The sequence below is a fragment of the Halomonas sp. C22 genome (assembly GCF_007655045.1).
In the GTDB taxonomy this organism is placed as follows: Bacteria; Pseudomonadota; Gammaproteobacteria; order Pseudomonadales; family Halomonadaceae; genus Vreelandella; species Vreelandella hamiltonii.
The window spans coordinates 64343-89999 of the sequence record NZ_VBVC01000004.1; the positions used below are offsets into that span (position 1 = coordinate 64343).

General features: G+C 61.5%; 23 protein-coding genes. 15 read left to right on the plus strand and 8 right to left on the minus strand.

Annotated features, from left to right (window positions below; translation table 11 throughout):
- The first annotated feature begins 34 nt into the window (after positions 1-34).
- The 7 genes from FEU76_RS09655 to FEU76_RS09685 all read left to right on the plus strand — a co-directional run bounded on the left by FEU76_RS09655 (position 35) and on the right by FEU76_RS09685 (position 7550).
- Positions 35-1213, plus strand: a complete 1179-nt coding sequence (locus tag FEU76_RS09655) for a GGDEF domain-containing protein (RefSeq protein ID WP_144982531.1) — start codon at positions 35-37, stop codon at positions 1211-1213.
- A 161-nt stretch (positions 1214-1374) separates the two neighbouring features.
- Positions 1375-2682 carry a DUF945 family protein gene (locus tag FEU76_RS09660; RefSeq protein ID WP_144982534.1) on the plus strand — a complete coding sequence of 436 codons (1308 nt, stop codon included), beginning with the start codon at positions 1375-1377 and terminating at the stop codon, positions 2680-2682.
- A gap of 48 nt (positions 2683-2730) precedes the next feature.
- Complete coding sequence (locus FEU76_RS09665; protein WP_144982537.1) at positions 2731-3327, plus strand: LemA family protein; 597 nt, start codon at positions 2731-2733, stop codon at positions 3325-3327.
- 42 nt (positions 3328-3369) lie between these two features.
- Positions 3370-5346, plus strand: a complete 1977-nt coding sequence (locus FEU76_RS09670; protein WP_144982540.1) for a M48 family metallopeptidase — start codon at positions 3370-3372, stop codon at positions 5344-5346.
- 6 nt (positions 5347-5352) lie between these two features.
- Positions 5353-5757, plus strand: a complete 405-nt coding sequence (locus tag FEU76_RS09675; RefSeq protein WP_144982543.1) for a DUF2784 domain-containing protein — start codon at positions 5353-5355, stop codon at positions 5755-5757.
- Positions 5758-5928: 171 nt separating this feature from the next.
- Entirely contained in the window at positions 5929-7224 is a 1296-nt protein-coding gene (locus FEU76_RS09680; protein ID WP_144982546.1) for a S8 family serine peptidase, read from the plus strand.
- 86 nt (positions 7225-7310) lie between these two features.
- Positions 7311-7550, plus strand: coding sequence for a hypothetical protein (locus tag FEU76_RS09685; protein WP_144982549.1), 240 nt, complete (start codon positions 7311-7313; stop codon positions 7548-7550).
- 40 nt (positions 7551-7590) lie between these two features.
- Here the strand turns inward: FEU76_RS09685 and FEU76_RS09690 are convergent, their stop codons facing one another.
- Positions 7591-9552, minus strand: a complete 1962-nt coding sequence (locus FEU76_RS09690; RefSeq protein WP_144982552.1) for a DNA topoisomerase III — start codon at positions 9550-9552, stop codon at positions 7591-7593.
- 191 nt (positions 9553-9743) lie between these two features.
- On the opposite strand from FEU76_RS09690, the gene FEU76_RS09695 reads away from it, so the two are divergent.
- Together FEU76_RS09695 and FEU76_RS09700 are read left to right on the plus strand one after the other, a co-directional pair.
- Positions 9744-10991: an ABC1 kinase family protein gene (locus FEU76_RS09695; RefSeq protein WP_144982554.1), complete on the plus strand. Its 1248-nt coding sequence runs from the start codon at positions 9744-9746 to the stop codon at positions 10989-10991.
- A 99-nt stretch (positions 10992-11090) separates the two neighbouring features.
- Positions 11091-12911: an SEC-C metal-binding domain-containing protein gene (locus FEU76_RS09700; protein ID WP_144982556.1), complete on the plus strand. Its 1821-nt coding sequence runs from the start codon at positions 11091-11093 to the stop codon at positions 12909-12911.
- Here FEU76_RS09700 and FEU76_RS09705 read toward each other — a convergent pair.
- A complete protein-coding gene (locus FEU76_RS09705) occupies positions 12908-14275 on the minus strand; it encodes an AmpG family muropeptide MFS transporter (RefSeq protein WP_144982559.1) in 1368 nt (455 codons plus the stop codon). The two genes, FEU76_RS09700 and FEU76_RS09705, sit on opposite strands and share 4 nt — an antisense overlap.
- Positions 14276-14388: 113 nt before the next feature.
- On the opposite strand from FEU76_RS09705, the gene FEU76_RS09710 reads away from it, so the two are divergent.
- The 4 genes from FEU76_RS09710 to FEU76_RS09720 all read left to right on the plus strand — a co-directional run bounded on the left by FEU76_RS09710 (position 14389) and on the right by FEU76_RS09720 (position 16972).
- The gene (locus tag FEU76_RS09710; protein WP_144982562.1) at positions 14389-14907 is read left to right on the plus strand and encodes an FKBP-type peptidyl-prolyl cis-trans isomerase; all 519 of its coding nucleotides are present in this window, start codon (positions 14389-14391) and stop codon (positions 14905-14907) included.
- Positions 14908-15032: 125 nt separating this feature from the next.
- Entirely contained in the window at positions 15033-15158 is a 126-nt protein-coding gene (ccoM, locus tag FEU76_RS18735) for a cytochrome c oxidase subunit CcoM (protein ID WP_016913649.1), read from the plus strand.
- A 189-nt stretch (positions 15159-15347) separates the two neighbouring features.
- Entirely contained in the window at positions 15348-15857 is a 510-nt protein-coding gene (locus FEU76_RS18740) for a hypothetical protein (RefSeq protein ID WP_039178358.1), read from the plus strand.
- A gap of 41 nt (positions 15858-15898) precedes the next feature.
- Complete coding sequence (locus tag FEU76_RS09720; RefSeq protein WP_039178356.1) at positions 15899-16972, plus strand: GGDEF domain-containing protein; 1074 nt, start codon at positions 15899-15901, stop codon at positions 16970-16972.
- Here the strand turns inward: FEU76_RS09720 and FEU76_RS09725 are convergent.
- From FEU76_RS09725 to FEU76_RS09740, 4 genes are read right to left on the minus strand one after another with little or no spacing between them, the layout of a single operon-like run.
- Positions 16956-17405 (minus strand): group I truncated hemoglobin, encoded by a 450-nt coding sequence (locus FEU76_RS09725; protein WP_144982565.1) that lies wholly within the window; start codon positions 17403-17405, stop codon positions 16956-16958. The genes FEU76_RS09720 and FEU76_RS09725 overlap by 17 nt on opposite strands.
- Positions 17406-17449: 44 nt before the next feature.
- Positions 17450-18307 carry a DUF3034 family protein gene (locus FEU76_RS09730; RefSeq protein ID WP_144982568.1) on the minus strand — a complete coding sequence of 286 codons (858 nt, stop codon included), beginning with the start codon at positions 18305-18307 and terminating at the stop codon, positions 17450-17452.
- Positions 18308-18321: 14 nt separating this feature from the next.
- Positions 18322-20616, minus strand: a complete 2295-nt coding sequence (locus tag FEU76_RS09735; protein ID WP_144982572.1) for a putative bifunctional diguanylate cyclase/phosphodiesterase — start codon at positions 20614-20616, stop codon at positions 18322-18324.
- A gap of 32 nt (positions 20617-20648) precedes the next feature.
- The gene (locus FEU76_RS09740; RefSeq protein ID WP_039178347.1) at positions 20649-21326 is read right to left on the minus strand and encodes a hypothetical protein; all 678 of its coding nucleotides are present in this window, start codon (positions 21324-21326) and stop codon (positions 20649-20651) included.
- Between the two features lie 219 nt (positions 21327-21545).
- Between FEU76_RS09740 and FEU76_RS09745 the strand changes: the two genes are divergently transcribed.
- On the plus strand, positions 21546-21872 hold the full coding sequence (locus FEU76_RS09745) for a hypothetical protein (RefSeq protein ID WP_039178344.1): 327 nt from the start codon (positions 21546-21548) through the stop codon (positions 21870-21872).
- Between the two features lie 6 nt (positions 21873-21878).
- On the plus strand, positions 21879-23108 hold the full coding sequence (locus tag FEU76_RS09750; RefSeq protein ID WP_144982575.1) for a PqqD family protein: 1230 nt from the start codon (positions 21879-21881) through the stop codon (positions 23106-23108).
- A 4-nt stretch (positions 23109-23112) separates the two neighbouring features.
- On the opposite strand, the gene FEU76_RS09755 is transcribed toward FEU76_RS09750, so the two are convergent.
- Together FEU76_RS09755 and FEU76_RS09760 are read right to left on the minus strand one after the other, a co-directional pair.
- On the minus strand, positions 23113-23673 hold the full coding sequence (locus tag FEU76_RS09755) for a transglycosylase SLT domain-containing protein (protein ID WP_144982578.1): 561 nt from the start codon (positions 23671-23673) through the stop codon (positions 23113-23115).
- Between the two features lie 10 nt (positions 23674-23683).
- On the minus strand, positions 23684-25414 hold the full coding sequence (locus tag FEU76_RS09760; RefSeq protein WP_100730559.1) for a proline--tRNA ligase: 1731 nt from the start codon (positions 25412-25414) through the stop codon (positions 23684-23686).
- Positions 25415-25657: the final 243 nt, after the last annotated feature.

The following is a 25657-nucleotide window of genomic DNA, read 5'->3' on the forward strand; positions in this document are numbered from 1 at the left end:
ATAATATGGCCGCGATACTGAGGGAGTGGCGGAGTTGGCATTAAAACAACAATATCGCGTACATGAATGGACGGGGCAATTCTGCGACGCCATGCTGGAGCAGGATTATCGTCGCACCATGATGGAGGGGGCACGGCATACGTTTAGCCTCGCTGTCAGTGTGGCGGCGCTGGTATTCGCCATGTTCGCTATTTCTGATTACTTTTTGTTGGGACCCGGTGAGCGGTTCCAAAGAATAATGGCCATGCGTGCGGTGGTGGTTGGGAGCTGTTTGTGGGTGGCATTTTTCGTGAGGCATTGGGGTGGGAATGTCTACCGCCACTGGCTGCATGCGCTGCCATTATGGGTGCTGGCCACTGGCGTCATCCTGATCGTCCCGCTGCGCCCTGAAAGCCTGCCTACTCAAATCACGGCGGTGGTGGTAGCTACCATGGCGTTTTTTCTGTTGATCCCTAATCTGCTCACCGTGGCGCTGCCCGCTAGCCTGTTCTTGAATATTGGATTTCTTTTTGCAGCACTGCAATTTGCGGGTATCGATGCCATTGTTGCGTTGCGTATCGCGCTGCTATTGATCATGGGCATCGTGGTGGGGTTCTGCGCCCTGTTGCGCCTGGAGAGCCTACAGCGCAAGCAGTATGCCCTGCTTTGTGAAGAGCGTGGTCAGAACCAGCTACTGCATCAGGAAATAGCTCGCCGAAAAGCATTGGAAGAACAGTTGCGCCACGTGGCCGAGCACGATGCGCTGACGCGGCTCAATAACCGTGCGCACTTCATGATGCTGGCCAACAAATCGTTGCAGCGCTGTGGCGTCGAGAAAGCGCCTTTTAGCTTGTTCATGATCGATGTGGACCATTTCAAGCGCATCAACGATACCTGGGGACATCTCTATGGTGACTGGGTGCTGACGCGTATTGCCGAGGTATGCGAGCAGTCGCTGCGGCCGGGTGATGTCATCGGCCGCTTTGGTGGGGAAGAGTTCATCGTCGCCTTGCCCAATACGACTGCCAGCGATGCGCAGCAGGTAGCCGAACGATTGAAGCAGCGGGTAGCGGAACTGGCCAGTACGGGCGACATGGCATCGCTGCGCCCGAGTGTGACTATTGGGGTAGCCACTGCCCAAGATGGCCATAGTGAACTTGACGACCTGATCCAGCGCGCCGATGAACTGTTATATGTGGGCAAGCGAGCAGGGCGTGATCGGGTAGTTTGCTAAATGCCAATCTCTGCCTTTTACAGACAATCAAGCCTGCCTGTTCCATTTTGGTTTGCTGTTGCATCGTTTGGGGCAGGCGTTTCTTTTTGAAACGAATCTGGCATCATTGATAATTATTCTTATGTTGATGTTGGCAACATATTCTATCGAGAGGGCTAGGCATGGCGTTGAGTACAAAGGGATGGGTCGCGACGGCAGCAGGCGTAGTGGTGGTTGGCGCTGGTGGGTATGTCGCAGCTCAGGCGATGGTGGGCAATCAGGTGGAGCAGGCGCTGGTCGATAGCTTCGCCGAGCTGGATCGGTCGGTCTCCTACGAGGTGCATGATGTGCAGATCGACAAGGGCCTCTTCGATACCCGAGCCACGGCCACGATCGCCATGCGCGGGTTCGAAGACGCCACGGCGGACGTCAACCTGTTCGTCAAGCACGGGGCGCTGAGCGCCGATATTACCGGTGATATCGTGCCCAATCAGGCGCTGGTGCAGGGCATCATCGATATCGACCTCAAGGCAACACGTTCCGCCATCGAAGGGCAACTGAGCGCCGCCGAGCTGGATGGTGTGGCGCTCGACGTGCTGATCGACCAACTGGTGGTGGGGCTCGATCGCGGTGCCGACGGGCATTGGCACCTGGATACCCGGGCTCAGGAGATCACCTATCATGGCGACAATGAAACCGTGCGCATGGCGACGCCACGGCTGATCCTGAACACTCGTCATCACGAAGGCGAACCCGTGCTGTTGCAGAGTCTCGACATACCGCGCACGGAAATATTCGTGGAAGGCGTGCGGGTCTACCTGGAGGGTATGGAGTCGGAGAGCGAGTCACGAGGGGAGACCATCGTCCACCAGAGCGGCCATTTCCGGATTGCCGAGATGGGCGTGGATGATACGTCCTTTGGTAGCCTGGCCTTCGAGGTGAGTGCCGACAACTGGGACCTGGAGGCGCTGCAAGCCTTTCAGGAAGCCTATGCGCCGCTCATGGCCATGCACCTGGATGCCGAAGAGCGCGGTGTGCCGGTGGACGCCGAGCAAGAGCGTGTGCTGATGGCCGAGGCTCTGGAAAGCAGCTACGCCATGCTGGTTGCCAGCCCCACCATGGCCATCGACCCCCTGCAGGCCCATATCGTACTGCCCGACCTAGGCATCGACTTCAAGCCTCGGCTCACTACGCACATGGCCTTCGACGGTCAGGACCTCGACAAAGGAGCGCTCTACGGTGCCTTCTGGCCGGTTGGGCAGCCGTTACCCGAGGGCCTGATGAGCGAAGAGCAGATGATGAGCCCCTTCGAGGCTCAGGAGTATCTCAGCCGTCGCCTGAGCCTGGCGCTGACTGTGACCACGCCTCCCGATCTGGTATTGGGCTTTATTCCGATGCCGTTTGCCGCCATGCTGGATAGCGAGGCGGAAGAGCAGGAAGTGCTTTGGCAAGAAGGAAGCCTGATGATCAATGGTCAGCCGATCATGTAATGGGGCACACCCGCTCTCCATGAATCTGGGTCTACGGAAGGAAATATCATGATGCTCACTGTGGTTATCGTGCTGGTGGTGATAGCTCTGATCGCCGTCTATATGGTGTCGGTGTACAACCGACTGGTGTCGCTGCGCAACCGCTTTCAAAACAGCTTTGCGCAAATCGAGGTGCAGCTCAAGCGGCGTCACGACTTGATTCCCAACCTGGTGGAAACCGCCAAGGGCTACCTCAATCATGAGCGGGAAACGCTGCAGGCGGTGATCGAAGCGCGTAACACAGCCGCCGCCGGCCTGAAAGCCGCCGCGGCCAACCCTGGCAGTGCCGAGGCTATTGCGCAGCTGGGAGGCGCAGAGGGCGCGTTGACTCAGGCCATGGGGCGGCTGAACGTGGTCATGGAAGCCTACCCGGACCTGAAAGCTTCGCAGAACATGCAGCAGCTGTCGGAAGAGCTGACCAGTACCGAAAACAAGGTGGCGTTTGCCCGTCAGGCGTTCAACGACGCGGTGATGCACTACAACACCTATCGCCAGAGCTTCCCGCCGATTGCCGTGGCGGGCATTCTGGGGCATGGGCAGGATGCCACGCTGCTGTCCTTCGAAGACAGCGCCCAACTGCAAACGGCGCCGAGCGTCTCGTTCTAGACGTGATGCCCAGGCCCGGGTGACCACAGGGAGGCCAGTGCCATGGATTTCTTTACCGCACAAGACCACGCCAGGCGCAACACGGGCCGTTGGGTGGTGCTGTTGCTCCTTGCCATCGTCTCGTTGATCGGCGTGACCACGCTGGTGGTGGCCATTGCGCTGTACATGATGGGCGCCAGCGGCAGTCAGGCTCAGCCGGTCGAGCAGGGGGTGTTGGCCATGCTCTCCTGGGAGCTGCTGGCGGCGGTGGCCGTCGGCGTGCTGGCGCTGGTGGGGTTCGGGGGGCTGTACAAGCAGCGCCAGCTGCGTCGAGGTGGACGTGTGGTGGCGGAAGCGCTGGGCGGCCGTCTGATCAACCTCGACACGCGCGATCACGACGAGCGGCGGATCCTGAACGTGGTCGAAGAGATGGCCATTGCCTCCGGGACGCCGGTGCCTGCGGTATACGTGCTGGAAGAGGAGGGGATCAATGCTTTTGCGGCCGGTTATCAGCCTGCCGATGCGGTGGTGGGCATTACCCGAGGCGCCATTCGGCAGCTCACCCGCGATGAGCTGCAGGGGGTGGTCGCCCATGAGTTCAGCCATATTCTGCACGGCGATATGCGTCTGAACATCCGGCTGGTGAGCCTGCTGCATGGCGTGCTGCTGATTGGTCTGGCAGGCGGCATGATGTTGCGCAGCTTGCGCTTTCGAAGAGTCAGCAGCAACAAGCGCGACAACTCGGCGGCGGTAGTGCTGGGCCTTGGGCTGGCGCTCACCTTGATCGGCTACGCGGGCACTTTCTTTGGCGGGCTGATCAAATCGGCGGTGAGCCGTCAGCGGGAGTATCTGGCCGATGCGGCAGCCGTGCAGTACACCCGCAACCCACAGGGGATAGGCGGCGCGCTGGTGAAAGTGGGTGCCCATGCCAAGGGCTCGCACCTCTCGGCGCCCCAGGCGGCCGAATTCAGCCACCTGTTTTTCAGTCAAGGAGTGTCGTCGGGGCTAAGCCAGCTCATGGCGACGCATCCGCCGCTCAAGTCGCGCATTCAGCGCGTTCTACCCGACTGGCACGGTCGTTTCGAAGCCTTGCAGCCAGCGCCTTCGGAGCAAGAGCCCGACACCCCTGGTGCCGAGGCAGACAAACGCCCCCAGAACCACCGGATGGGCGGTATGCCCACGTCTCCCGAGGCACTGTTCAGTATGGCGGCCATGCAGGTGGCGCTGGAGGCCATGGGGCAACCCGATCCGCGCCACCTTCAAAAGGCCCGAGACGTGATCGATGCCTTGCCCGCCACCCTGGTAGAGGCCGCCCATGAACCCTACAGTGCCAGGGCGCTGATCTACGCCATGCTGCTGAGCAACGATGATGCCGAGCGCACACAGCAGTTGGCGGCACTGGAGGCCGTGGCGCTGCCGGATGTGTTCGCCGCGCTGCACGCCCTCAAGGAGCAGGTGGCCCGGCTCGATGTACAGCTGCGCCTGCCGCTGATCGAACTTGCCCTGCCTGCGCTCACCTCGCTTTCTACACAGCAAGCCCAGCACTTCAGGCTCTGCTTGGAGCGTTTGATCCATAGCGACGGCAAGGTCAGCCTGTTCGAGTGGACGCTCTACCAGCTGCTGCTGAGCCATCTGAGCGAGCGTCACGGCGGTGCCGAAACCCTGACGCTGGAACAGACCCAGGCCGAATGTCAGCGCCTGTTGGGCGTGTTGGCTGAGGCGGGAGTGGCGCCAGGGCAGGCGGGTGATGAGGCCGTGACTGCCGCGCTGCGGGCTGCCCAGGCCTCGCTGCCTTTCACGTTGTCTTCCCTGCAAGACGCCGATGACATGCAGGCGCTCAGCCTGGCCGTAGAGCGGTTGCGCCGCTTGAAACCGCTCCATAAAGCCCGCTTGCTGAACGCCATGACCCGCTGTGTAGAGCACAGTGGCGTGATTCGCGCCGCCGAGGCAGAGCTGTTCCGCGCGGTGGCCGATATGCTCGGCTGCCCAGTGCCGCCGCTGTTGGAAGAGCCCGACAGCGATACTCACTCCATGGGGTGAACGCCCATGCCTTCATCGCTACTGCTGTTACTGGCCGATGCCGTGCTGCTGTTGCATGTGTTGTTCGTGGCCTTCGTGGTGCCGGGACTACTGGCTATCTACCTGGGCGGTATTCTGGGCTGGCGCTGGGTGCGCCACCGCCGGTTTCGGCTTGTTCATCTAGGCGCCATTGGTTATGTGGTCGTGCAAGCGTGGCTAGGAGCCGTCTGCCCGCTCACCACCTTGGAAATGGCGCTGCGTGCCGAAGCCGGTTCAGCCACTTACGCCGGTTCCTTCATTCAACACTGGCTCCAGCGGCTGCTCTACTACACGGCACCGGAGTGGGTGTTCGTGGCGGTATACACCCTGTTCGGTAGCCTGGTGCTGGCCAGCTGGTGGGTGGTGCGACCCGTTGCCCGCCAGCGGGACTGAGGTTTGCAGGGGCCTGCCGTAGCCCGTAATGCGTTGCAATCGTGCTGGCATGGAACGCGAGGTGCGTTAGGCTGAGGGGTACGTACGCCGTTTCGCCAAAGGGCCCGCCAGGGCAGGCATATGCTGGAGAAAGGGCGATCATGCAGAGTGCCAAGCGTAAAGAGGTGCAGGATGACCAAACGACCAAATGGACAGGGTGACGCTTCGATAGCCACCGTTTCGTGCAAGACCGAGCAGCTGCTGCTGGCGGCGTTGGAGCGGGGCGGCAGCTGTCTGGAAACAGGGCGCTACTTGATCAGCTATCGAGACGGCCAAGTGGAAGAGGGCATCAAGGCACTGCAAGCCCTCAACTTCCGTATTGCCGACGCGCGCGATTTCAGCGAGCAAGCGGTCAGCCTGGACGAAACCGGTGACGCCGAGGCGCTGGTATTTCCAGAGCTGGGCGTAGCCCTGGTGGGCGGCGATGCCTTGCAGCACCATGGCATGGACGTACTGGACAAGCTCGCGGTGAATAGCCCCATCGAGATCATCGAGCCGGAATATTTTGCCTTTTCGGAAAACTCGGAGTACTTGCGCGGTTTCTTGCGTGCCGCGACCACCATTGCCCGTGACATGGGGGTGGAGCTGGAGATGGAAAACGCCGTCGAAAAGCCAGAACAAGAGGGCCGCACCACCACCTGGGGGTTGGCCCGTTGCCGAGTACCCGCCAGCCAATGGAGTGGGGCAGGTATCAAGGTCGCCGTGCTGGATACCGGGATGGACCTGGGCCACCCGGAGTTTGCGGGCCGTGAATTTGTCTCGCGCAGCTTCGTCGGCGAGCCGGTGCAGGACCTCAATGGGCATGGTACACACTGCATTGGAACCGCCTGCGGCCCGAAGTCTCCCAGCGGTGATACCCCCCGTTACGGGGTTGCCTTCGATGCCCAGGTGCTGGTAGGGAAAGTGTTGACCAACTCGGGCAGCAGTACGGGCGCAGGCGTCTTGGCAGGTTTGAACTGGGCGATTGCCAATCGCTGTGAAGTGATCTCCATGTCACTGGGCAGCCAGAGCCCGGTACAGGCTGCCTACACCCATGCCGGTGCGGCAGCGCTACGCAACGACTGCCTGGTGATAGCGGCGGCAGGCAATTCAACCCTGCCAACCGGCGCCCCGGCGAACTCGCCCACGGTGATGTCGGTGGCTTCCCTGGATCCCAACCTGTCGGTGTCCAGCTTCTCCAATCATGGCAAGATCGAGCTGGCCGCCCCAGGGCGCGACGTGTTGTCTGCCTGGCCTCGGCCGACCTGTCACAAGACCATCAGCGGTACCAGCATGGCGACTCCGCACGTGGCGGGGTGTGCGGCCCTTTGGGCCCAGTCGGATGCTTCATTGCGTGGTCGAAAACTGTGGGATCAGTTAATAGCCTCTGCTAGGCCTTTGCCGCTATCGCAAGAGCAGGTAGGCGCGGGGCTGGTACAAGCCCCTTAGGCTGCGTGGTGCGCTGGCGGTCTTCTCCGGCCGCCCAGCGCATGCCCATCAACACGTGTGGCATTGATTTTCGGGAGATACCTTCCATGGCAACGGTAACGCTTTGGCTGATCACGATTTCCAGCGATCAGCCCATTCATGATATCGCCACGCGTCTTAGCGCCGAAGGGCTTTCCGTCCGCGAGGTGCTGGAGGAGATCGGCTGCATCACCGGTGCCGCCGATGACGCTACCGTCCAGCGGCTCAAGCGCGTGCAAGGGGTGCTAGACATCGCCCCGGATACGCCGATGGATGTGGGGCCACCAGGTACGGATGAGACGTGGTGATAATGACTTTTTGCGAGTTCATCAACCGAATGTTGCCGATTTAGTCAGCCCGCCTTGAGCGTACTCGCTTCCCCGCCGCACTGCCACGGCTTCCCGTACTTTTCTTGCTGCCGGTACTCTTGCGCCGTGCGTAGCTCTTTTTGCTGGTTCCGCTGCGTTTGGCGGGGCCTGCGGCTTCGCCCTGAGCGGTTTGCAGGCTGTTGCGCAGTTTGCCGGCATCGCTTTGGCGCAGCAGGGTGTGCAAGTCTTCCAACAGGGCGTGTTGGAAGGCGTTGGGGTCGTCCTGGCATTCGGAGATCGCGCGCAGGCGCTGCTCCCAGAGAGCGGTGCGTTCGGGAGTGCTGACGGCGCTGGGCAGTGCGGCGATGAGGGCGACGCCAAGCTGAGTGGCGCGCAGGGCTTTTTGCTGGCGTACCAGGTAGCCGCGCTGCACCAGGGTTTCGATGATGCCTGCTCGGGTGGCTTCGGTGCCCAGGCCGTCGGTGTCGCGCAGGGTGCGGCGCACTTCCGGGTCGTCCACGTAGCGGCCAATGTTCATCATCGCCTTGATCAGGCTGGCGTCGGTGAAGGGTTCTGGCGGTCGGGTCTCTTTCTCTTCCACACCTGCACCGAGAGCCTGGCAGGCTTCGCCCTGAGTCAGTGGCGGCAGCGGTGGGGCCTCTTCTCGGGTGGTGAACAGCGGTTTCCAGCCGGGGTCGAGAATGCTCTGGCCCCGCGCGCGGAAGGCTTCATCCAACAGGGTGAACTCGGCTTTGACTTCGAAGGTGCGCAGCGGGCGATAGAACTGTGCCATGACGTTGCGCACGATCAGTCGAAACACATGCCCTTCGGTGGCGGAAAGCTGGCTGAAATCGGCGGGCTTGCCGGTGGGAGCCAAGGCGTGGTGCGCGCCTACCTGTTTATCGTTCCAGGCTTTTGAACGCAGGGTAAAGTCAGCCCCGTGGAGCCACCCGCGCAGGGTGTCGTCGTGCTGGCAGGCGCTGGCCAGGGTTTGTCGGGCCAGCGGTAAATGCTCCTCGGGCAGGTAGCGGCAGTCGGAGCGGGGGTAGGTAATCAGCTTGTGCTGCTCATACAACCGCTGGCAAATATCCAGCACCATCTGTGCAGAGAGGCCATGACGACGGGCGGCATCTACCTGCAGCGCAGAGAGCGAGTAGGGCAGCGGCGGGGCCTGGCGCTTCTCCTGCTGGTCTAATGTGGTGAGCGTGCCGCGGGCGCCGGGCAGTTGAGCGGCCAGGGCATCGGCGGGGGTGCGGTCAATCAAGCGCCCTTGTTCATCCAGAGGCTGGTGCTCTTTGGGTGCCCACCAGGCGCGCAGCTGGCCCTGGGCCACCTGAAGGTCCACCCACAGGGGGTAAAAGGGGTGGGGCACAAAATCACGAATGGCGTTGTCGCGCCGCACGATGAGCCCGAGTACCGGGGTTTGCACACGGCCCACGGAAAGCACGCCGTCGTGGCCTGCCTGGCGGCCGGTAAGGGTCCAGGCGCGGGTCAGGTTGATGCCGTACAGCCAGTCGGCACGAGCGCGTGCCTGGGCCGCTTCGAACAGCGGCTGGAACTCGCTGTTCGGCCGCAGGCTGGCCAGGGCGCGGCTGACGGCGGGTCGGTTGAGGTCACTGACCAGCAGCCGCTGTACCGGGCCACGATATTTCAGGTGCTCGATCACTTCCTGTACCAGCAGTTGGCCTTCGCGGTCCGGGTCGCCCGCGTGCACCACGCTGGTGGCTTGCTTGATCAGTTTGCGAATCACCGCCAGCTGGCCACGTGCCTTGGGGCGCGGAGCCAGCTGCCACTGCTGGGGCACGATGGGCAGCCTGTCCAACCGCCACTGTTTGTCGGCAGGGTCGTAGGCCTCCGGTGGAGCTTGCTCCAGCAGGTGGCCCAGGCACCAGGTCACGATGGTATCGCCGCATACAATCGCTCCGTCCTGGCGTTGGCCGCCCGGCAGTGCATCGGCAATGGCCCGCGCCAGGCTGGGTTTCTCGGCGATAATCAAGCGCATGGGGTGTGATCCTGGAGGCAGTGAAGAACGAAAGGGCATGGTAGCAGAAGTGGCCAATGGGTTAGAGTCCTGATACATGAAAATGTATACAGGTGTCATGGACATGCGGTGATGATTTTTTGCGTATAGTTTTTGTATAAAATTAGCTGATTGAGTAAGCTGGCTCAAAAGCATCCGAAAAGGCGATCTCCATGCGCGAACGCGGCAGAACACGACGTTTACTGGGGCTGGGTGCCCGCACCGGCGGTGCCCTGCTGAAGACTCGGCTGGGCGGCCAGGCAGATTGGCAGGCACTGGGCGAAGCGCTGTTCGAGGGGCTTTCCGAATTGAAAGGCCCGGCCATGAAGCTGGCGCAGATCATGTCGCAGTGGGACGATTTGCTGCCGCCAGAGCTGGCCAACGAGCTGGCGCGCCTGCAGCGTCAGGCAGAGCCGATGCCGTGGCCCAAAATTCGCGAGGCGTTGGTGTTGCAGTACGGCGATATCGACAAGCACTTTCAAAGCATCGAAGAACGCCCGTTCGCCAGCGCCTCCATGGGCCAGGTGCACAAGGCCGTGACCCATGACGGTGAAACCGTGGTGCTCAAGGTGCAGTACCCCGGGCTTGCCGAGGTGCTGGAAAGCGACCTGAAGCAGGTCAAGCGGATCATGGCCCTGGGCCGCTGGTTCAAGGTGCCCCAGGCACGGCTGGATGCGCTGTTCGAGGAGTTGGCGGCAGGCCTGCGTGACGAGCTGGATTATCACGCCGAGGCCCAGGCGCTGGCGCGCTATCGAGAGCGCTACCTGAGCAACCCGGCGCTGGTGATCCCCGAGCCGCTGTTCGAGCTTTCCGGGCAGCATGTGCTGGCCATGCGCTACGTGGGCGGAACGCCGCTGCGTGAGCTGGAGAGCGCCGACGATGCCACCCGCCAGCAGGTGGCCGTGGCGCTGGCCGACTGGATCACCGAAGAGCTGTTCACCTACCGCGAGCTGCATGCCGACCCCCACGCAGGCAACTTTGCCTGCGACGAGCAGGGCAGGCTGGTGATTTATGATCTGGGCGCCGTGATCCCCGTGCCGGAAGCGCGCCTGAAAGCCATGATGCAGCTTCTGGATGCCACCCTGGCACAAGACCCCATGGCCATGGACGGTGCGCTGATGAAGATGGGCGGACGCCAGGGTCAGGGCGCTCCGCTGGCGCTCTACAAGGAGTCGGCAGAGTGCATCACGCCGCTGTTTGCGCCCGGCGAGCAGGACTTCAGCGATGTGCGTGTACACCGCCGACTGCGTGAGCTGACGCCCAAGGTATGGGCAGCCATGGACCGGCTGCAGCCGCCAGCGGATACGCTGCTGCTTTCCCGAGCCCTGAACGGCCATTACTGGAATCTGGTAAGGCTGAAAGCGCGCCTCGACATGCATGAGCGCACGCAGCCCCTGTTGGCCTGGGCGCGCACGCCCTGACGGGGCCTTCTCCTTGAGCGATTGTCGCTGCGGCAGCGTGGTTAGCCATGCTAGACTACGGCGCTTTGAAAACGCGGATTGAAGACAGTGGAGACGGCAATGCTGGCGGTATGGGTCGATCAACTGCTGGGATTTGCCTCTGGGGCACTCTCGGCCATCAGGCAGCAGGAGCACTACCCGGATTTCATGACCTGGGTGCGTGCCGAAGGCGCTGCATCCTTCAACGATAACGTGGCCACTGCGCAGGCGCTGGCGCCCATTTTATGGTCGCAGACGCCGCTGGAGCGGCTGAATTTCGCCAGCGAGCCGCTGGCCACGCCTGGGCGCAACGAACCCTGCTGGTGTGATTCGGGCCGCAAGTACAAGCAGTGCTGCTACCGGGTCAGCTTCCCTACCGACATTCCCGAGCAGATGATGTGGATGCTCTCGCTGCGCGAGTGGAAAGGCGCCACCCTCAAGGCTGCCTTGGAGAGCCAGCAGGCACCGCCCCAGGCGCTGCTGGAAGCCGGGCTGATCGCGGCAGAAAGTGGCCAGACCGGCCGCGCCATGCAGATACTGGAGTCGCTGTTCGATGGCAGCGACTGGTCGCGGCTGCCCGAACAGGCCGAGCCTGCCTTCGAAATTCTGCTCGATATCTACCAGGAGCGCGGGTTCACGCGCAAACGCGCCGACCTGCTGGACGAAGTGATGGAGCGGGGGCCGCTGTTCTTGCGCGGCGTGGCCCTCGAGCGGCTATGCCTGATGCACCTGGATAACGACGATCTCGACAGCGCTCGCGGGGCCTTTGTCAAAGCCCAGCAGGCGCTGCCCGACTCGCCGACGCTGGCCTATATCGAAGCCATGCTGCTGCTCCACGAAGGCCATGAGCAGGAGGCCAAGGAACGAGCCGATTTCTGGTATCGTCGCTTGGCACGCCAGGGCGGGCTGGATGACGAGCAGCTCGATTTTCTCGCCGCCCTGGCCGATAACCCTGGGGCCACCCTGGCTGACCAGCTGCTGAGCGCCGAAGAGGACATGGCCACGCCGCTGGTGGCCCTGCAGGCGCTGCTGGCTGCGCTGCCCACCGCGCCGCTGTTGACCCTTACCCGTGACGATGAGCGGGGTCGTTTGCTGTACACCACCACCGCCCGTGAAGAGACGCTGTTTGCCGCCTGGCATGAGCAGTTCCAGGTGCTGGTGGACGAAGACGTGGCGCTGGGTTTTCGGGAAGACCCCTGGGTCAACGCCATCGACTGGATGTCCGAGCTGTGCGCCCACCCCGAGTGGCTGGATGCCCCTCAGGTCGTGCAGGATTTGACGCTGGCGCTGACCAGCCGCTTTGGTAGCCTGCCGTGGATGGCACCCAGCCTGCTGGAGCCTCTGGCGCTGCGCCTCTCGCGCTGGCTGGAGCAGGCTCGGGCCGCTGGTGAAGGCAGCCTGTGCTGGGACGATGCCGACAATGCCATGCTGCTGCGCACCGGCTTGGCGCTGGTAGTGGGCATGGAGCGGGGCGCGCGCCAGCACTCTCGGGAGCTGGCCGAAGAGCTGCTGGCCATCGACCAGGAAGATAGCCTTGGGCTGCGTGAACTGGTGCTGGACCAGTTGCTGCGCGATGACCGCAACGAGGAGGCCCTGGCGTTGACCAACGAGCCGCAAAAGGACGACGGCTCGCTGGTGCTGGGACTATTGATGGGCCGCACGCTGGCGCTTTATCGCCTGGGCCAACAGGAAGCCGCAGAAGCGGCGCTGGCCGATGTGATGGCCCACAGCCGCTATGCGCTGGAATTGATCTGCGCGGAAAACCCGCGCCCCTCCATGCCCCATCCGGATGGCCAGGTAGACCCAGGCTCCCGTGCGGAAGCCTGGCAGTACCGCACCCTGATGCGTGACCAGTGGCGCACCACGCCAGGCGCACTGGCCTGGCTGGAGCGCCACCGCTAGCGGGAAGCGATATTGGGCGTGGGCACCAGCTGCTTGTCGCGGCTGATCCAGATGGCCAGCAGGATGGCGGGCAGGCCCAGCAGGGTGGCGACCACGAAGAAAGTAGCGTAGCCCTGCGCCGTGACCACCAGGCCGCCAAAGCCGCTCAGGAATTTGCCCGGCAGCGTCATCAAGGACGAGAACAGCGCATACTGGGTGGCGGTATAGGCCCGAGAGGTCAGGCTGGAAAGAAACGCAATGAACACTGCGCTGGCCAGGCCATTGGCCAGATTGTCACCAATGATGGTGATGACCAGCATCGGCACCTGGTTACCGATCAACGCCAGCACGGCAAACAGCAGGTTGGTCAGCGTGGCGGCCGCCGCGCCCAGAATCAGCACCGGGCCAATCCCGTAGCGGGCCACCAGTAACCCCCCCAGCAACCCACCGGTAATGCTCATGGCGATGCCGAAGATGTTGGTGACGCTGGCGATGGTGCCCAGCGAAAACCCGAGGTCGATGTACAGCGGGTTGGCCATGGAGCCCATGGCCAAATCACTGATGCGAAACACGCCGATAAATACCAGAATACCGAGTGCCTTCACTCCGTAGCGGCGAAAGAAATCGGTGAATGGGCAGACAATGGCCCCAATCGCCCAGGCGGTGATGCGCCGGAATACCTTGGGTTGACCGCGGCTGGCGCGGAGGAAGGCGCGCACCCTGGGCTCATGGATCAACTGCACGCTCAGCGACGCGCGCTGAGGCTCGGGGCGAATCAATACCGTCAGCACCCCGATACCCACCAGCGCCGCCATGCTCAGGTAGGCGGCGCTCCAGGAAAAGGCCGACGCCACGTAAAGCGCGCCAGCCCCCGCCGCGATGAGTCCCCCGCGATAGCCAATGATATAGGTCGAGGCCATGGCCGCCTGAAGGTCGTCGTTGGCCGATTCGATCCGGTAGGCATCAATGGCGATGTCCTGGGTGGCCGAGCCAAACGCCACCAGCAGCGCAAAGGCTGCGACCCAACCCAGATTACCCACGGGGTCGAGCCCGGCCAGCCCCACCAGCCCCGCGGCAATCATCCCCTGTGCCAGCAGCATCCAGCCTCTACGTTGCCCGAAGGTGCGGGTCAGCAGGGGCAGGGCCAGCCGGTCGACCACCGGTGCCCAGAAGAACTTGATGGAGTAGAGCATGCCGATCCAGGCGAAGAAGCCAATGGCGGCGACTTCCACGCCATCGCTGCGTAGCCACGCCGAGAGGGTCGAAAATACCAGCAGAAAGGGCAGGCCAGCGGAAAAACCAAGAAACAGCATGGTGATGACCGGCGCCTTGAGATAGATGGCAAGTGCCGCCAGCCAGCTACGCTGGGGGGTAGGGGTGGGCATGGGGTGTTTCGCTCCAAAAGAAAACCAGGGCGCAAGGCCCGCTAAAAACCGGTCGGTGGTAAACTGGGCCCGACATCCTATCAAGCCGACAGCTTACCGGAGAGGAGTTTTCCATGTCGATTACCGCCCATCAGGTCGTCACCTTGCATTATGTCCTCAGCGACGTGCTCAGCGATGGCAGTACCCGTGTGCTGGACGACTCCCGCGCGCGCGAACAGCCCCTGGAGTACCTGCATGGCCACGATAATATTCTGCCTGGCCTGGAGCGTGACCTGGGAGGGCGCTCTGCTGGCGATGAGCTGCGGGTCACCTTGACTCCGGCAGACGCTTATGGCGTTCGCAATGAAGCGCTGGTGCAAGAGGTAAGCAGAGCATCGTTTGGCAGCGCGGAGCTTGCGCCGGGCAGCCGTTTTCAAACCGAAGGCGAGGCCGGTCCGCAGATCGTCACCGTACTGAGCATCGAAGGCGATACCGTGACCGTGGATACCAATCACCCGCTGGCCGGGCACACGCTGCGCTACCACGTGACGCTGCTGGACGTGCGCGAGGCGACCCGAGCCGAGTTGGCCAAAGGCCATCCGCTGCCGCCGGGTACCGAACACAGCAAGGTCGAAGACCGCAAAGTGCTCTAAAACTGACCTATATCAAGTTCACGACGCCCCAGGGTGGAGTGGTTTTCAAAGGTTGACCCAGGTCAGTGTTCCCCTGCTCGAAACCCGTAAGATGGCTTCATACATCACGGCGGGAGGGGAACATCATGTACTGGGACGATGCAGTCATTTTCGGCTTGGTAACTGTCGCATTGGTGATCGCGTTTATGGTGGGCTGGGTTGGCTTCGTGGTGCGTGATCATCTACGCAAGGATGAACGCAAGAAGCCTTGATCCAGCAGACTGTAGCAGTCGTCAGGGGAGGGGGTTTACATGCAAGTGTAAACTTCCTTTTGCCGGCCCACTGGGCCGGCTTTTTTATGCCTGTGGTAAATCAGTTGACAGCCGTTGAAGTGTTTTGGCCTGATGCTCTGGTAAAGTGTGTCCACTTGAACGCCTACCCTTACCAGGAACCGAACGGCCATGAACGCTGTGCTGCCACGTACTGCTGTAACGCCCCGCACTTCTTTGAAACCTCTCTGCAACATGGTGCTGGGGCTGCTCCTTGCGCTATGTCTCCCGACCTTGGCCCAGGCGCAGGCGTTGAACCTGATCGATGGGGAAACCACCGAGAAAATCGCCATCAGTGATCTGCGTGAGCAGCCCAATACCACGTTTACCGTTTACGACCCTTATCAAGGGCGCGACGTGGAAATGCAGGGAATTCCGTTTCGTGAATTCTTGGTGGAACACTTCGGGTCGGTACCCCCGCAACTGCACTTCACTGCCTGGGATGATTACGAAGTGACCCTGGGGGGCTGGGACAACCCGGTCTGGTATCTGGTCACCGTGGAAGATGGTGAGCCGCTGACGCTGCGCTCGCGGGGCCCGGTGCGTCTGGTGGAGCGTGAATACTCTGGCCGTGATACCGAAAACCTGCGTGAATTCAACGACTGGATCTGGATGATTCGCAGCATCGAGGCGCAGTGGTGAGTGCAGCGCCACCAGGAGAGCCAAAGCGTCGCCCCCGCTACATGACGTGGCTCTCCTTGAGCTTGATGAGCTTCATGGGCCTGATGGTATTGATCGTCTATGAGTCTCGTTGGGTCTATCCGGAAATCCAGGCCTACTTCAGCCAGACCGGCAGCCTGACCGGGCAGCAGCTGGCGACTCGGGCGAGAGGCTACGTGCAGAGCGCCCAAGAATCGCTGCTGGTGGCGACGTCTCCGCTGGACATCAGCGAGGCCAACCATGCGCTGGATCTCGCCTATGGGCTTTTCGATGTCAGTGTATACCGTCAGAACTACTCCTGTACCCTGCCCAGCTTGGCACTGGTCGACGAGATGACCGAACGCCTGGAACAACAGCAGATCGAACCCATCGACGCGGCCCACGCGCTATTCATCGCCGTCGATTGCCTGACGCGTATCGAAATGCACCAGTTGGATCGGCGCGGTATGGCGATCAATGATTTTTCCGAAAGCACCCGACGCCACAACCAGGTGTTGACCTACTCCAGTCTGCTGATCTTCGTGCTGGGTCTAGGGTTTTGGGCGATGCATGAGCGGCAGCTGCGTCAGACGGAACACGCCACTGCCGAAAAGCTGGCTTGGATGGCCCGCGCCATGCGCGACCCGCTCACGGGGATCGGTAATCGCAGTGCACTGCATCAGGACGTGGTGAGTCGCGAGGGTGAGTCGCTGGGACTGATCTTGATCGACATCGATTTTTTCAAGCAGTACAACGATGCGCTGGGGCATCCTCAGGGCGACCGACTGTTGCGCCAACTGGCAAGCATGATCGAGCAGGCGCTGGGGCCGACGGCCCAGCTTTATCGATTGGGAGGCGATGAGTTTGCGGCGTTGCTACCGTGCCCTTCCAATAGCGTACTGGCACAGCAGTGTGAAGCGCTTCAGGCGGCGCTCGATGCGGCCGAGTATCCGCATCCCGCTCACCCGGATAAAAAGCGCGTGACGCTTAGCGTGGGCGCCACGCGTTTCATTGCCATGGCAACGGCCTTTGCCGGTGCCTACGAAGCGGCGGATAAAGCCCTGTACCAGGTCAAGACCGCCGGACGTGATGGCTGGCAGATTACTGCAGGCGCATGACGTCGGCATACATGGGCGCCAGGCGGCCCAGCATGTCGTTACGTGCGGCTAGCGGTATCCCTTCCTCTATCATGGCCTCGTTCAAGTACTCTACTACTCGGTTGAAGTGAGCATCGGTGATGCCCATGGTCTGGTGAGCACGGTCCATGGGCGGGCCTTCGTACTGGCAAGGGCCATCGCTGATGTCACATAGCTGAGTGACCAAGGACGCCGCGAACAAATCGATGTTGCTATTGGCAAAATAGACGACGATATCGGCGTCATCGGCGATACGATACAGCAGGTTTTCCACGACGTTTTCCAGGCTGGCCTGCCCGCCGACGCGTTCGTATAACGTGGTGGATGGCTGCTGATGGGCGCAACCAGTGAGCAGGAGACCTGACAGGACTCCAATGATCAGCGTGTTGCGGATGGCCAAGTGGCGGTTACTCATGTCGACTCCTGAAAATGAAGGGCTGGGTCATGGGCCAAGCCGCGTTAAAACGCCGCCTGTAACGAGAGATAGCCACCGCGCTGAGAAGGCAGACCGGCGATGTCGCCCAGGTCCAGCCATGCCCCCGTCAAGGAAACGTGCTTGTTGAAGAAGTAGGCGCTATAGATGCTTTGCCAATCCTCTTCGTCGGCCACGCTCAGGTTGTCAGGTTTTTGTCGGTATTCGGTGCCGATGATCCAGTTGGGCGTGATGAACACGCCGACGCTCCCTTCTGCCATCCAGGATCGTCCGCCCTGGTCGCCGCCAAAACCGAGCAGTCCGCCCTGGTTGGCGGAGGTGTTGCGCAGGGTGCCATTGAGCAACACATTCCGGCCCAGCACGGCGTTGAACAGCAGCTTGCTGGCGCTCAGGTACGCTTCGGTCCCGCTCGTGTCATAAGCCCCCAGTGTGGTGGGCACAGTACCATCGTCCAGGCGCTTGTGCATGACGCCAGCGCTCCAGATACCCCACGGGTGATACAGCACGTCGCCCCATAAACGCACCTTGGCGCCGTAGATGGCCTGTTCCAGTTCGCCGCCCAGGGTCGTCAGTTCGAAGCGTTGACGGGCAATCGAGACCTCCACACGGTCATGAATGTTGATGTTGGCGCCGGTCACGGTCAGGCGATAATCATCCAGCCACGCTCGTGTCACGGCGGCAGTGACGCCCACTTCATCGTCACTGGCCGTGCTGGCGAGCACCGCCCATGGGGAAAGCCCGCCGCCTGCTGCCCCTTCGATGGCGGTGACCGCTCCGGTGCCCATGATACGGCTGCCTGCCGTGGCCGAGTTGGCCAGCAGCAGCGCACTGAGGGCGGTGGCCGCCACCCACAGGGGCCGTTTGAGTAAGTGCGCTTTACGCATGGTGTTCCCTTTTTTTAGTGTGCTTGCGTCAGAGGAGCGGCAAAGTTGATCGGCTCGAAGGCCTCCAGCCAGGGGGCAACGTCCTGGGCCGGCATGGGTCTGGATATCCAGTAGCCTTGCAGGTAGTCACAGTGTAATTGCTTGAGCAGCGCTGCGCTGGCGAGGTTTTCGACGCCCTCCGCGACAATACGTACCCCCAGGTTGTGGCCCATCTCGATGGTCGAGCGCACGATGGTCTGATCCTCCTCCTGGGTATCGAGCTTGAGCACGAAGGACTTGTCGATCTTGAGTTCATTCACGGGCAAGCGTTTGAGCTGAGCCAGTGACGAGTAGCCCGTGCCGTAATCGTCCACCGCAATTTTCAAGCCCATGTCGCTGAGTGCCAGCAGCGTACGCGTGGCAGCTTCGACATCCTGCATGACCGCGCTTTCGGTGACCTCTACGGCCAGCTGGTCAGGTGTCAGTCCGTAGCTCTCCATCAGGTCCTGGATGTGCAAGGCGAGATCGCTATCGATGACATCGCTGGCCGACAGGTTGATAGCCACCGAGAGGTGATGCCCCGCGTGTTTCCAGCGCTGCAACTGCTCGCAGACATGGATCAGCATCCAGTCCGACAGCAGGCCGATGTTGCCTGAGCGCTCGGCCAGTTCGATGAACTCATCCGGCGGCACGAAGCCCAGCGTAGGATGGCGCCAGCGCATCAGTGCCTCGAATTGGCAGACATGGCCAGTGGAGGTATCCACTTTGGGTTGATAGGCCATCCACAGCTCGTTTTTGTCCACGGCTTCCTGCAGGTCTCTGATCAGCATGAGCTGGCGCAGATGCTGCTCGTCTTGTCCATCCTGGTAGCGCTTGTGGCTGTGGCGGTGTCGGCGCGCCTGATCCAGGGCAATGTCTGAACGGCGTAGCAGCAAGCGGGCGCTATTGCCGTGTTCTGGGTAGCTGACCTCACCGGCAGAGAGGGAAGGTACGATCATGGACTGATCCAGGCGAATCGGCTCGCTGATCAGCGTCATCATCTCTTCCCGCTGTGCCTCGATGAAGTTTGCCTGACGAATCAGCAGCATCAACTCGTCCCCATCCAGCCGATAGGCCTTGTGAATAGGTTCAGGCAACTGCTGTAAACGGTGCGCCAGGGCAACCAGCAAATGGTCCCCCAGCTCATACCCGAAGGTATCGTTGATGTCACGAAAATCGTTGATCGAAAAACGTAGTAACGTGAAGGGACGCGCTCTGGCAACGAGCTGCTCGATGTCTTCGACGGCACTGAGTCGGTTGGGCAAGTTCGTCAAACGGTCATGACGAGACTGGTGCAGCAGGGTGGCCTCCCGCTTGGCGATGGCCTCCTGCATCGAGTAGAGCGTGCTGGCCAGCTGTTGGGTCTCGGCCACCGAGCCCTCTTTGGGCAGCGCCATCCGTTCTCCACGGCCAATGCGCTGAGCGGCCTGGGCCAGCGCAATCAGCGGCTGGCTGATACTGCGAGCGCTCCATAGCGCGGCTGCCAATGTGAGCAGCAGCATCAATACGACGATACCGAATAATTGCAACTGCAGCCGACTATAGGCGCTCAGCAGCTCATCACGAGAAAGCTGAATCAATACGTGGGATTGATATTGTTCGGTGGACAGCAGCGCCGATGAGTAGGCCAGGTAACGGTGGTCGCCTGCCAAGTTCAGCGCTTGCTCGGCTCCCCCGGGCCTTGAGCTGGCCAGGTAGCTAAGCTCGCCTGCGGCATCGTAGGTGACGACGCTCACGTCCAGGCCGGTCAGCGTGTTGATCTCCTGAGTAACGTCTTCATCGATCAGAAAGCCCATGCCTACCCAGCCGATAAGGTTGGGCGCACGCACGGGCAGCAGTGCAAACTCATAGGGCTGGCCCTGATCGATCACGACGCCCACGCCGCTGCCGCTTTGCTGGGCGCGATCGAACAGTTCAGGAAACGGCATGGCGCTGTCCTGATCGTGATGGCTGCTGGCCAGGACCTCGCCGTTCAAATTGCTCAGCAGCACCATGTCCGCCTGGGCACGGTCGCCATGATTTCCCAACACGGAATAGAGGGTGGCCGTATCCTGGGTTGCCACGGCACTCTTGAAGCCAAAGTCGTCGGCCAGAATCGCAACGTTGTCCCGCAATTGGTCACCGCGAATTTCAAGGAACTGCTCGAAGACGCGTGCGCCGACCTCCAAACGCTGATTGCCTTTTGCCAGGGCATCGTTTTGGGTAGCGCGCAAGAAAGCCACGCCCGTAGCGAGCTGGGAGACTATCACTACGGTCAGCAGAACCAGGGTCAAGCGCGTGCGAAAGCGCATTTCAACCTCGTTTCATCGCTGCTTGGCAGCGTTCAGTGAGTGTGAGTCGCATTGCGAAAACGCTGCTGTAGCGGTGACAGCTCGGGAGGCTCCGGGGTCAGGGCGTTAAGCTCCAGACTGACCATCAGGTCGTCGGCGTCGCTGATGCTGCCTTCCCACCATACATTCTGGCTGTCATCCATGCGACGGTGCCAGACTCGAATACGATGGTCACCTGCTGGGAGGTCGCTCAGATCGAGCTTGCCCGCACTATCGGTCATGCCTACATAGGGTGCTTCGCTGACCACAATAAACGCCTGCATCTGGTCATGGATATTGCAGCCGAGTACCACGACCCCTGGCTGGTCGAAGTGAACGGGTGGCGGTGTTTCGCTCAGAAACAGCTCCAGGTCGAAGACCTTGGCGGGTGAAAACGAGAATACGTGATGTCGAGTCGTGTCCTCGTTGGGGAAAGCGACATGGCTGCCTACCGGGATCGTGGTGACGGTAGGGTTGAAGGCGGCATTGCGCTGCACGATATTTTTTTCGGTGGCTGCCGGTAACGTTGCCCCATCGATATAGATCTCGACCACGGCATCTTCCAACGGCGCGCCTTGAGTGTCGGTGACGCTGACACTGGCTGCGAAGACTGAAAAGCTGCACAGCGACGCGGCAATGCCAAGTGGGCAGGCAAAAGTGCGGGTTCTCGCAAATTGACGCAATGCAGGCATGGGGGGCTACCTAAGTGGGGTCAGGGAAATGGCCTTATGATGTATTTATTATGTTGAAAAGTCATGTTTTTGCTCTAACGATAAAACCCTGAAAGGTAAAAAAGAGTAAACAATGGGGAAGTCGGTATGGGTATCTGGTGTCGGTGGGTCGCCTTGGCTAGAGTAATTTGAGAAACAGTGTTCGTTAACTTGAAGATCATCTTGACGAGGAGAACCACCATGTCCCATGAAACCGAAGAGGTGTTGCAGAAGCGCCGCTCGCGCCGCCAGGTACTGGCCAGCCTTGGGCTGGGTGCCGCAGCGCTTTATGTCGCCCCTACGTTCCTGTCGATGGGGCAGGCGGAAGCGCGTGGTCGCCGCTCACGTCACAGCCGCTCGCGGCCCAGCTATTCACGCCCTCGGCACAAGCATCATGCCCATCGTGATGAGCGTTACTACCGTCCCTATGATCGTCGCCGGGCTGGCTATTCACGCCCGCATCGATCCCGCTGGGAGCGTGATGGCGTCATCGAAATCCGACTTAGTCGCGTGCTGCCCAGGTGGTAACCGATCATGGCCATCCCTAATGAGCACGACTACCATCTGACCAGTATTGGCCCCTGCCTGCGCCTGGTAGAGGCGGAGGGGCTCTTGCCCGTGTTGCAGCAGGCCATGCCAGGCTGGCCCATCGAACGCTGCTCGGCGTTGCCGGAAGCCCCCGAAATCTGCGTTTGGCAGCACCCCGACGGCTACTGGCAGGAAGCTCCCGCGCTGCCCCAAGGTGCCTTGTTGGACACTGATGTCGGCACTGCCTGTAGCGTCGTCGCCGATTTGGCCGGGGCGTTCCTGCATCGCCACCCTGAGCTGGTGGGGTTGCACTGTGGCTCGGTGGAGCTCAACGGGCAGCTGGTGATTTTTCCCGATGCCCACCGTGCTGGAAAAAGCACCTTGACCTCGGCATTTGCTGCCGCAGGCTGCCGTGTGTTCGGGGATGATGTGCTGGCGCTCAATCCTGAAGGTGAAGGCATCGCGCTTGGCGTGGCGCCGCGTTTGCGGTTACCGGTTCCGGAGGCCTTGTCGGTAGATTTTCAGCACTTCGTGGCCTGCCATCTTGGTCCTTTCGACGAACGTTACGGTTATCTGAACTTGTCGAGTTCCCAACTGGCAGCCCATGGCGACCGCTCCCCGCTGGGGGCCGTGCTGCTGATCGACCGAGATCCCACGTTGACGGCCCCCCAACTGACACGCCTGCAGCCCGGCGATGGCCTATGGCAGTTGTTGCAACAGAACTTTGCCGAGCACGAGTCGGATCAGGCGCTGATGGATCGCTTCCTGCCGCTACTGCAGCGGCTACCGTGCTTTCTGCTGCGATACTCGGATGCTTATGAGGCAGCCCTGTGGCTGGCTCAGCGCTGGGAGGGTCAGCCGTTCTCTGCAGATCGGCAGCAGGGGCAATCGTTGGCAAGTGCTGAACGGGCGGAGGTGCCTGCGCTGCCCTTGGACGACGCCCGCTACTGGCACACCAGCCCGGCGGCCTTCGAGTGGTCGCTGGGCGATGAGCTGTTCGTGATTGGCCAGAACGGGGGTGATATTCATCGAATGAACGCGACCAGCCGCGCAGTATGGGCTCTATTGCAGCATGAGCCGATGAACCTGCAGGAATTGAGTGAGACGCTCGTGGCGTTCTTCGAAAGGGCGTCGCTGCCGCAGGTAACGCGTGACGTGGCACAGTTGCTGGCCAATCTGGCCAAGGCGGGCTTGCTGCACAGTGTTGAAGCAGAGGTTGACAGGATGACTGAGTGACCGGCTAACGCCAATGGTCGCGCCAGGCCTTCAATACCCGCTCGGGGTACCAGGTTTGCCCGAGACTGCCGTTGTAGCGAGCCAGAGCGCGGGTGAAGTCACCCCGCTCAACGGCAAGATAGTGAGCCAGAATGGTGCTGCCGTAGCGCAGATTTCGGTTGGGTTCGGTCAGGTCGTCCATGGGCAGGCCCAGCTCGGCGACCCAGAAGGGCATGATCTGCATCAGCCCAACGGCCCCCGCCGAAGAAACGGCATCTGCCTTGAAGGCGCTCTCTACCTGAATCAGCGCCAGCACGAGGTCGGGGGGCAGGCCGGCCAGATGGGCCTCCTGATACACCCGTGTCAGCAAGGCCATCCGCATGTCTGGGTCATTCATGAAACGCGACAGTGGCGCATCCTGACGGGTGCGCCACTGTTGGAGTTGCCACTGGTGATAGGGCGTTTGCAGCGCGGCCGCATCGAGGGTCGAACGCAGCGGGGGCTCCGTTGCGTTTACCGTGAGGGCGCTGCTGAGTCCCATCACTGCGAGCCCCAGGATCAGGGCTCGCACCAGGCCGTGCAGCATGAGGGGGCGATCAGCCCTGTGCCAGGCCCGCTTTGTCACGCAGGAACTCGACGATCGTGTCGGCGGGCACCATGGTGGCGTCGCTGTCGCGGCGGCCCTTGTACTCCAGCTCGCCGTTGTCCAGGCCACGGTCGCCGATCACCAGGCGGTGCGGCACGCCCATCAGTTCCAGGTCGGCGAACTTGACGCCGGGACGAGTGTCGCGGTCATCCAGCAGCACGTCCAGACCTGCCGCCGTGAGTGCCTGGTAGAGGCGCTCGGACTCTTCACGCACCCGCTGAGACTTGTGGGCGTTCATGGGCACCAGCGCTACCTGGAAAGGCGCGATGGCGTTGGGCCAGATGATGCCTGCATCGTCGTGGTTCTGCTCGATGGCAGCGGCAACCACACGGGTCACGCCAATGCCGTAGCAGCCCATGAACGGGTGGCTGGTCTTGCCGCTGTCGCCCAGTACGCTGGCATTCATGGCCTGGGAGTACTTCTGGCCCAGCTGGAACACATGACCCACTTCGATACCGCGTTTGATCAGCAGGGTGCCCTGACCATCCGGCGAGGGGTCGCCCTCTACCACGCTGCGCAGGTCGGCGACCTGGGGCAGGGGGGCGTCGCGCTCCCAGTTGATGCCGAAGTAGTGCTTGCCATCGACGTTGGCGCCCGCGCCGAAGTCGCTCATCAGCGCCACGCTGCGGTCGATGATGATCGGCATGTCAAGGCCCACAGGGCCCAGGGAGCCCGGGCCGGCTCCTACCGCTGCACGAATCTCTTCTTCGCTGGCCATGGTCAGGGGTGCCTTGACCTGCGGCAGGTTCTCCGCCTTGACCTCGTTCAGCGCGTGATCGCCACGCACCAGCAGAGCAATCAGGCCACCTTCTGCGGCGTGGACCATCAGCGTCTTGAGGGTCTTTTCGATAGGCAGGTTGAACTGTTCGACCAGAGCGGCAATGGTCTTGGCATCGGGGGTGTCGACCAGACGCATCTCTTCGCTGGGCGCGCTGCGCTCTACCTGACTGCCCAACGGGGCGGGCAGGGCTTCGGCTTTTTCGATGTTGGCGGCGTAGTCGGAGGCGTTGGAGAAGACGATATCGTCTTCGCCGGAGTCGGCCAGCACATGGAACTCATGAGAACCGGTGCCACCGATGGAGCCGTTATCGGCAATCACCGGGCGGAAGTCGAGCCCCAGACGCGTGAAGATGCGCGTGTAGGCATCGTACATGGCCTGGTAGGTCTCTTTCATCGACGCTTCATCGAGATGGAAAGAGTAGGCATCCTTCATGATGAACTCACGCGAGCGCATCACGCCGAAACGGGGGCGAATTTCATCGCGGAACTTGGTCTGAATCTGGTAGAAGTTCACCGGCAGCTGCTTGTAGCTGGAAATTTCCCGGCGCACCAGGTCCGTGATGACCTCTTCATGGGTGGGACCCACGCAGTAGTCGCGGTCGTGGCGGTCCGTCAGGCGCAGCAGCTCGGGGCCGTATTGCTCCCAGCGGCCCGACTCCTGCCACAGGTCGGCGGGCTGTACGGCGGGCATCAGTACTTCCTGGGCCCCGGCGCGGTTCATCTCTTCACGCACGATGGCTTCGACCTTGCGCAGCGTGCGCAGGCCCAGCGGCAGCCAGGTATACAGGCCCGAGGTCAGACGGCGAATCATACCGGCGCGCAGCATTAACTGGTGGCTGATGACTTCAGCGTCGGCCGGGGTTTCTTTCAAGGTGGCGATCAATAGTTGGCTGGCGCGCATGGGCGTGAGCATTCCTTGGGTTGTCGATGGTGCTGAGTATGAGAAGCGCGTTGCGCTTAATCCAGCGTTGAAAGCGGCATTGTACGGCCAAGCGGGGAAGGCGGCAAAATCCTGTGTAGACGTCAGGGCGTGTGCTTAGCACGAAATATGCTAAACTCGACCCGTTTTGTAACGCGATAGCCTGCGCCTATAACAAGCGTGTCACTTCATACGATGGCTATCGTTACATTGAAAATTCCGAGG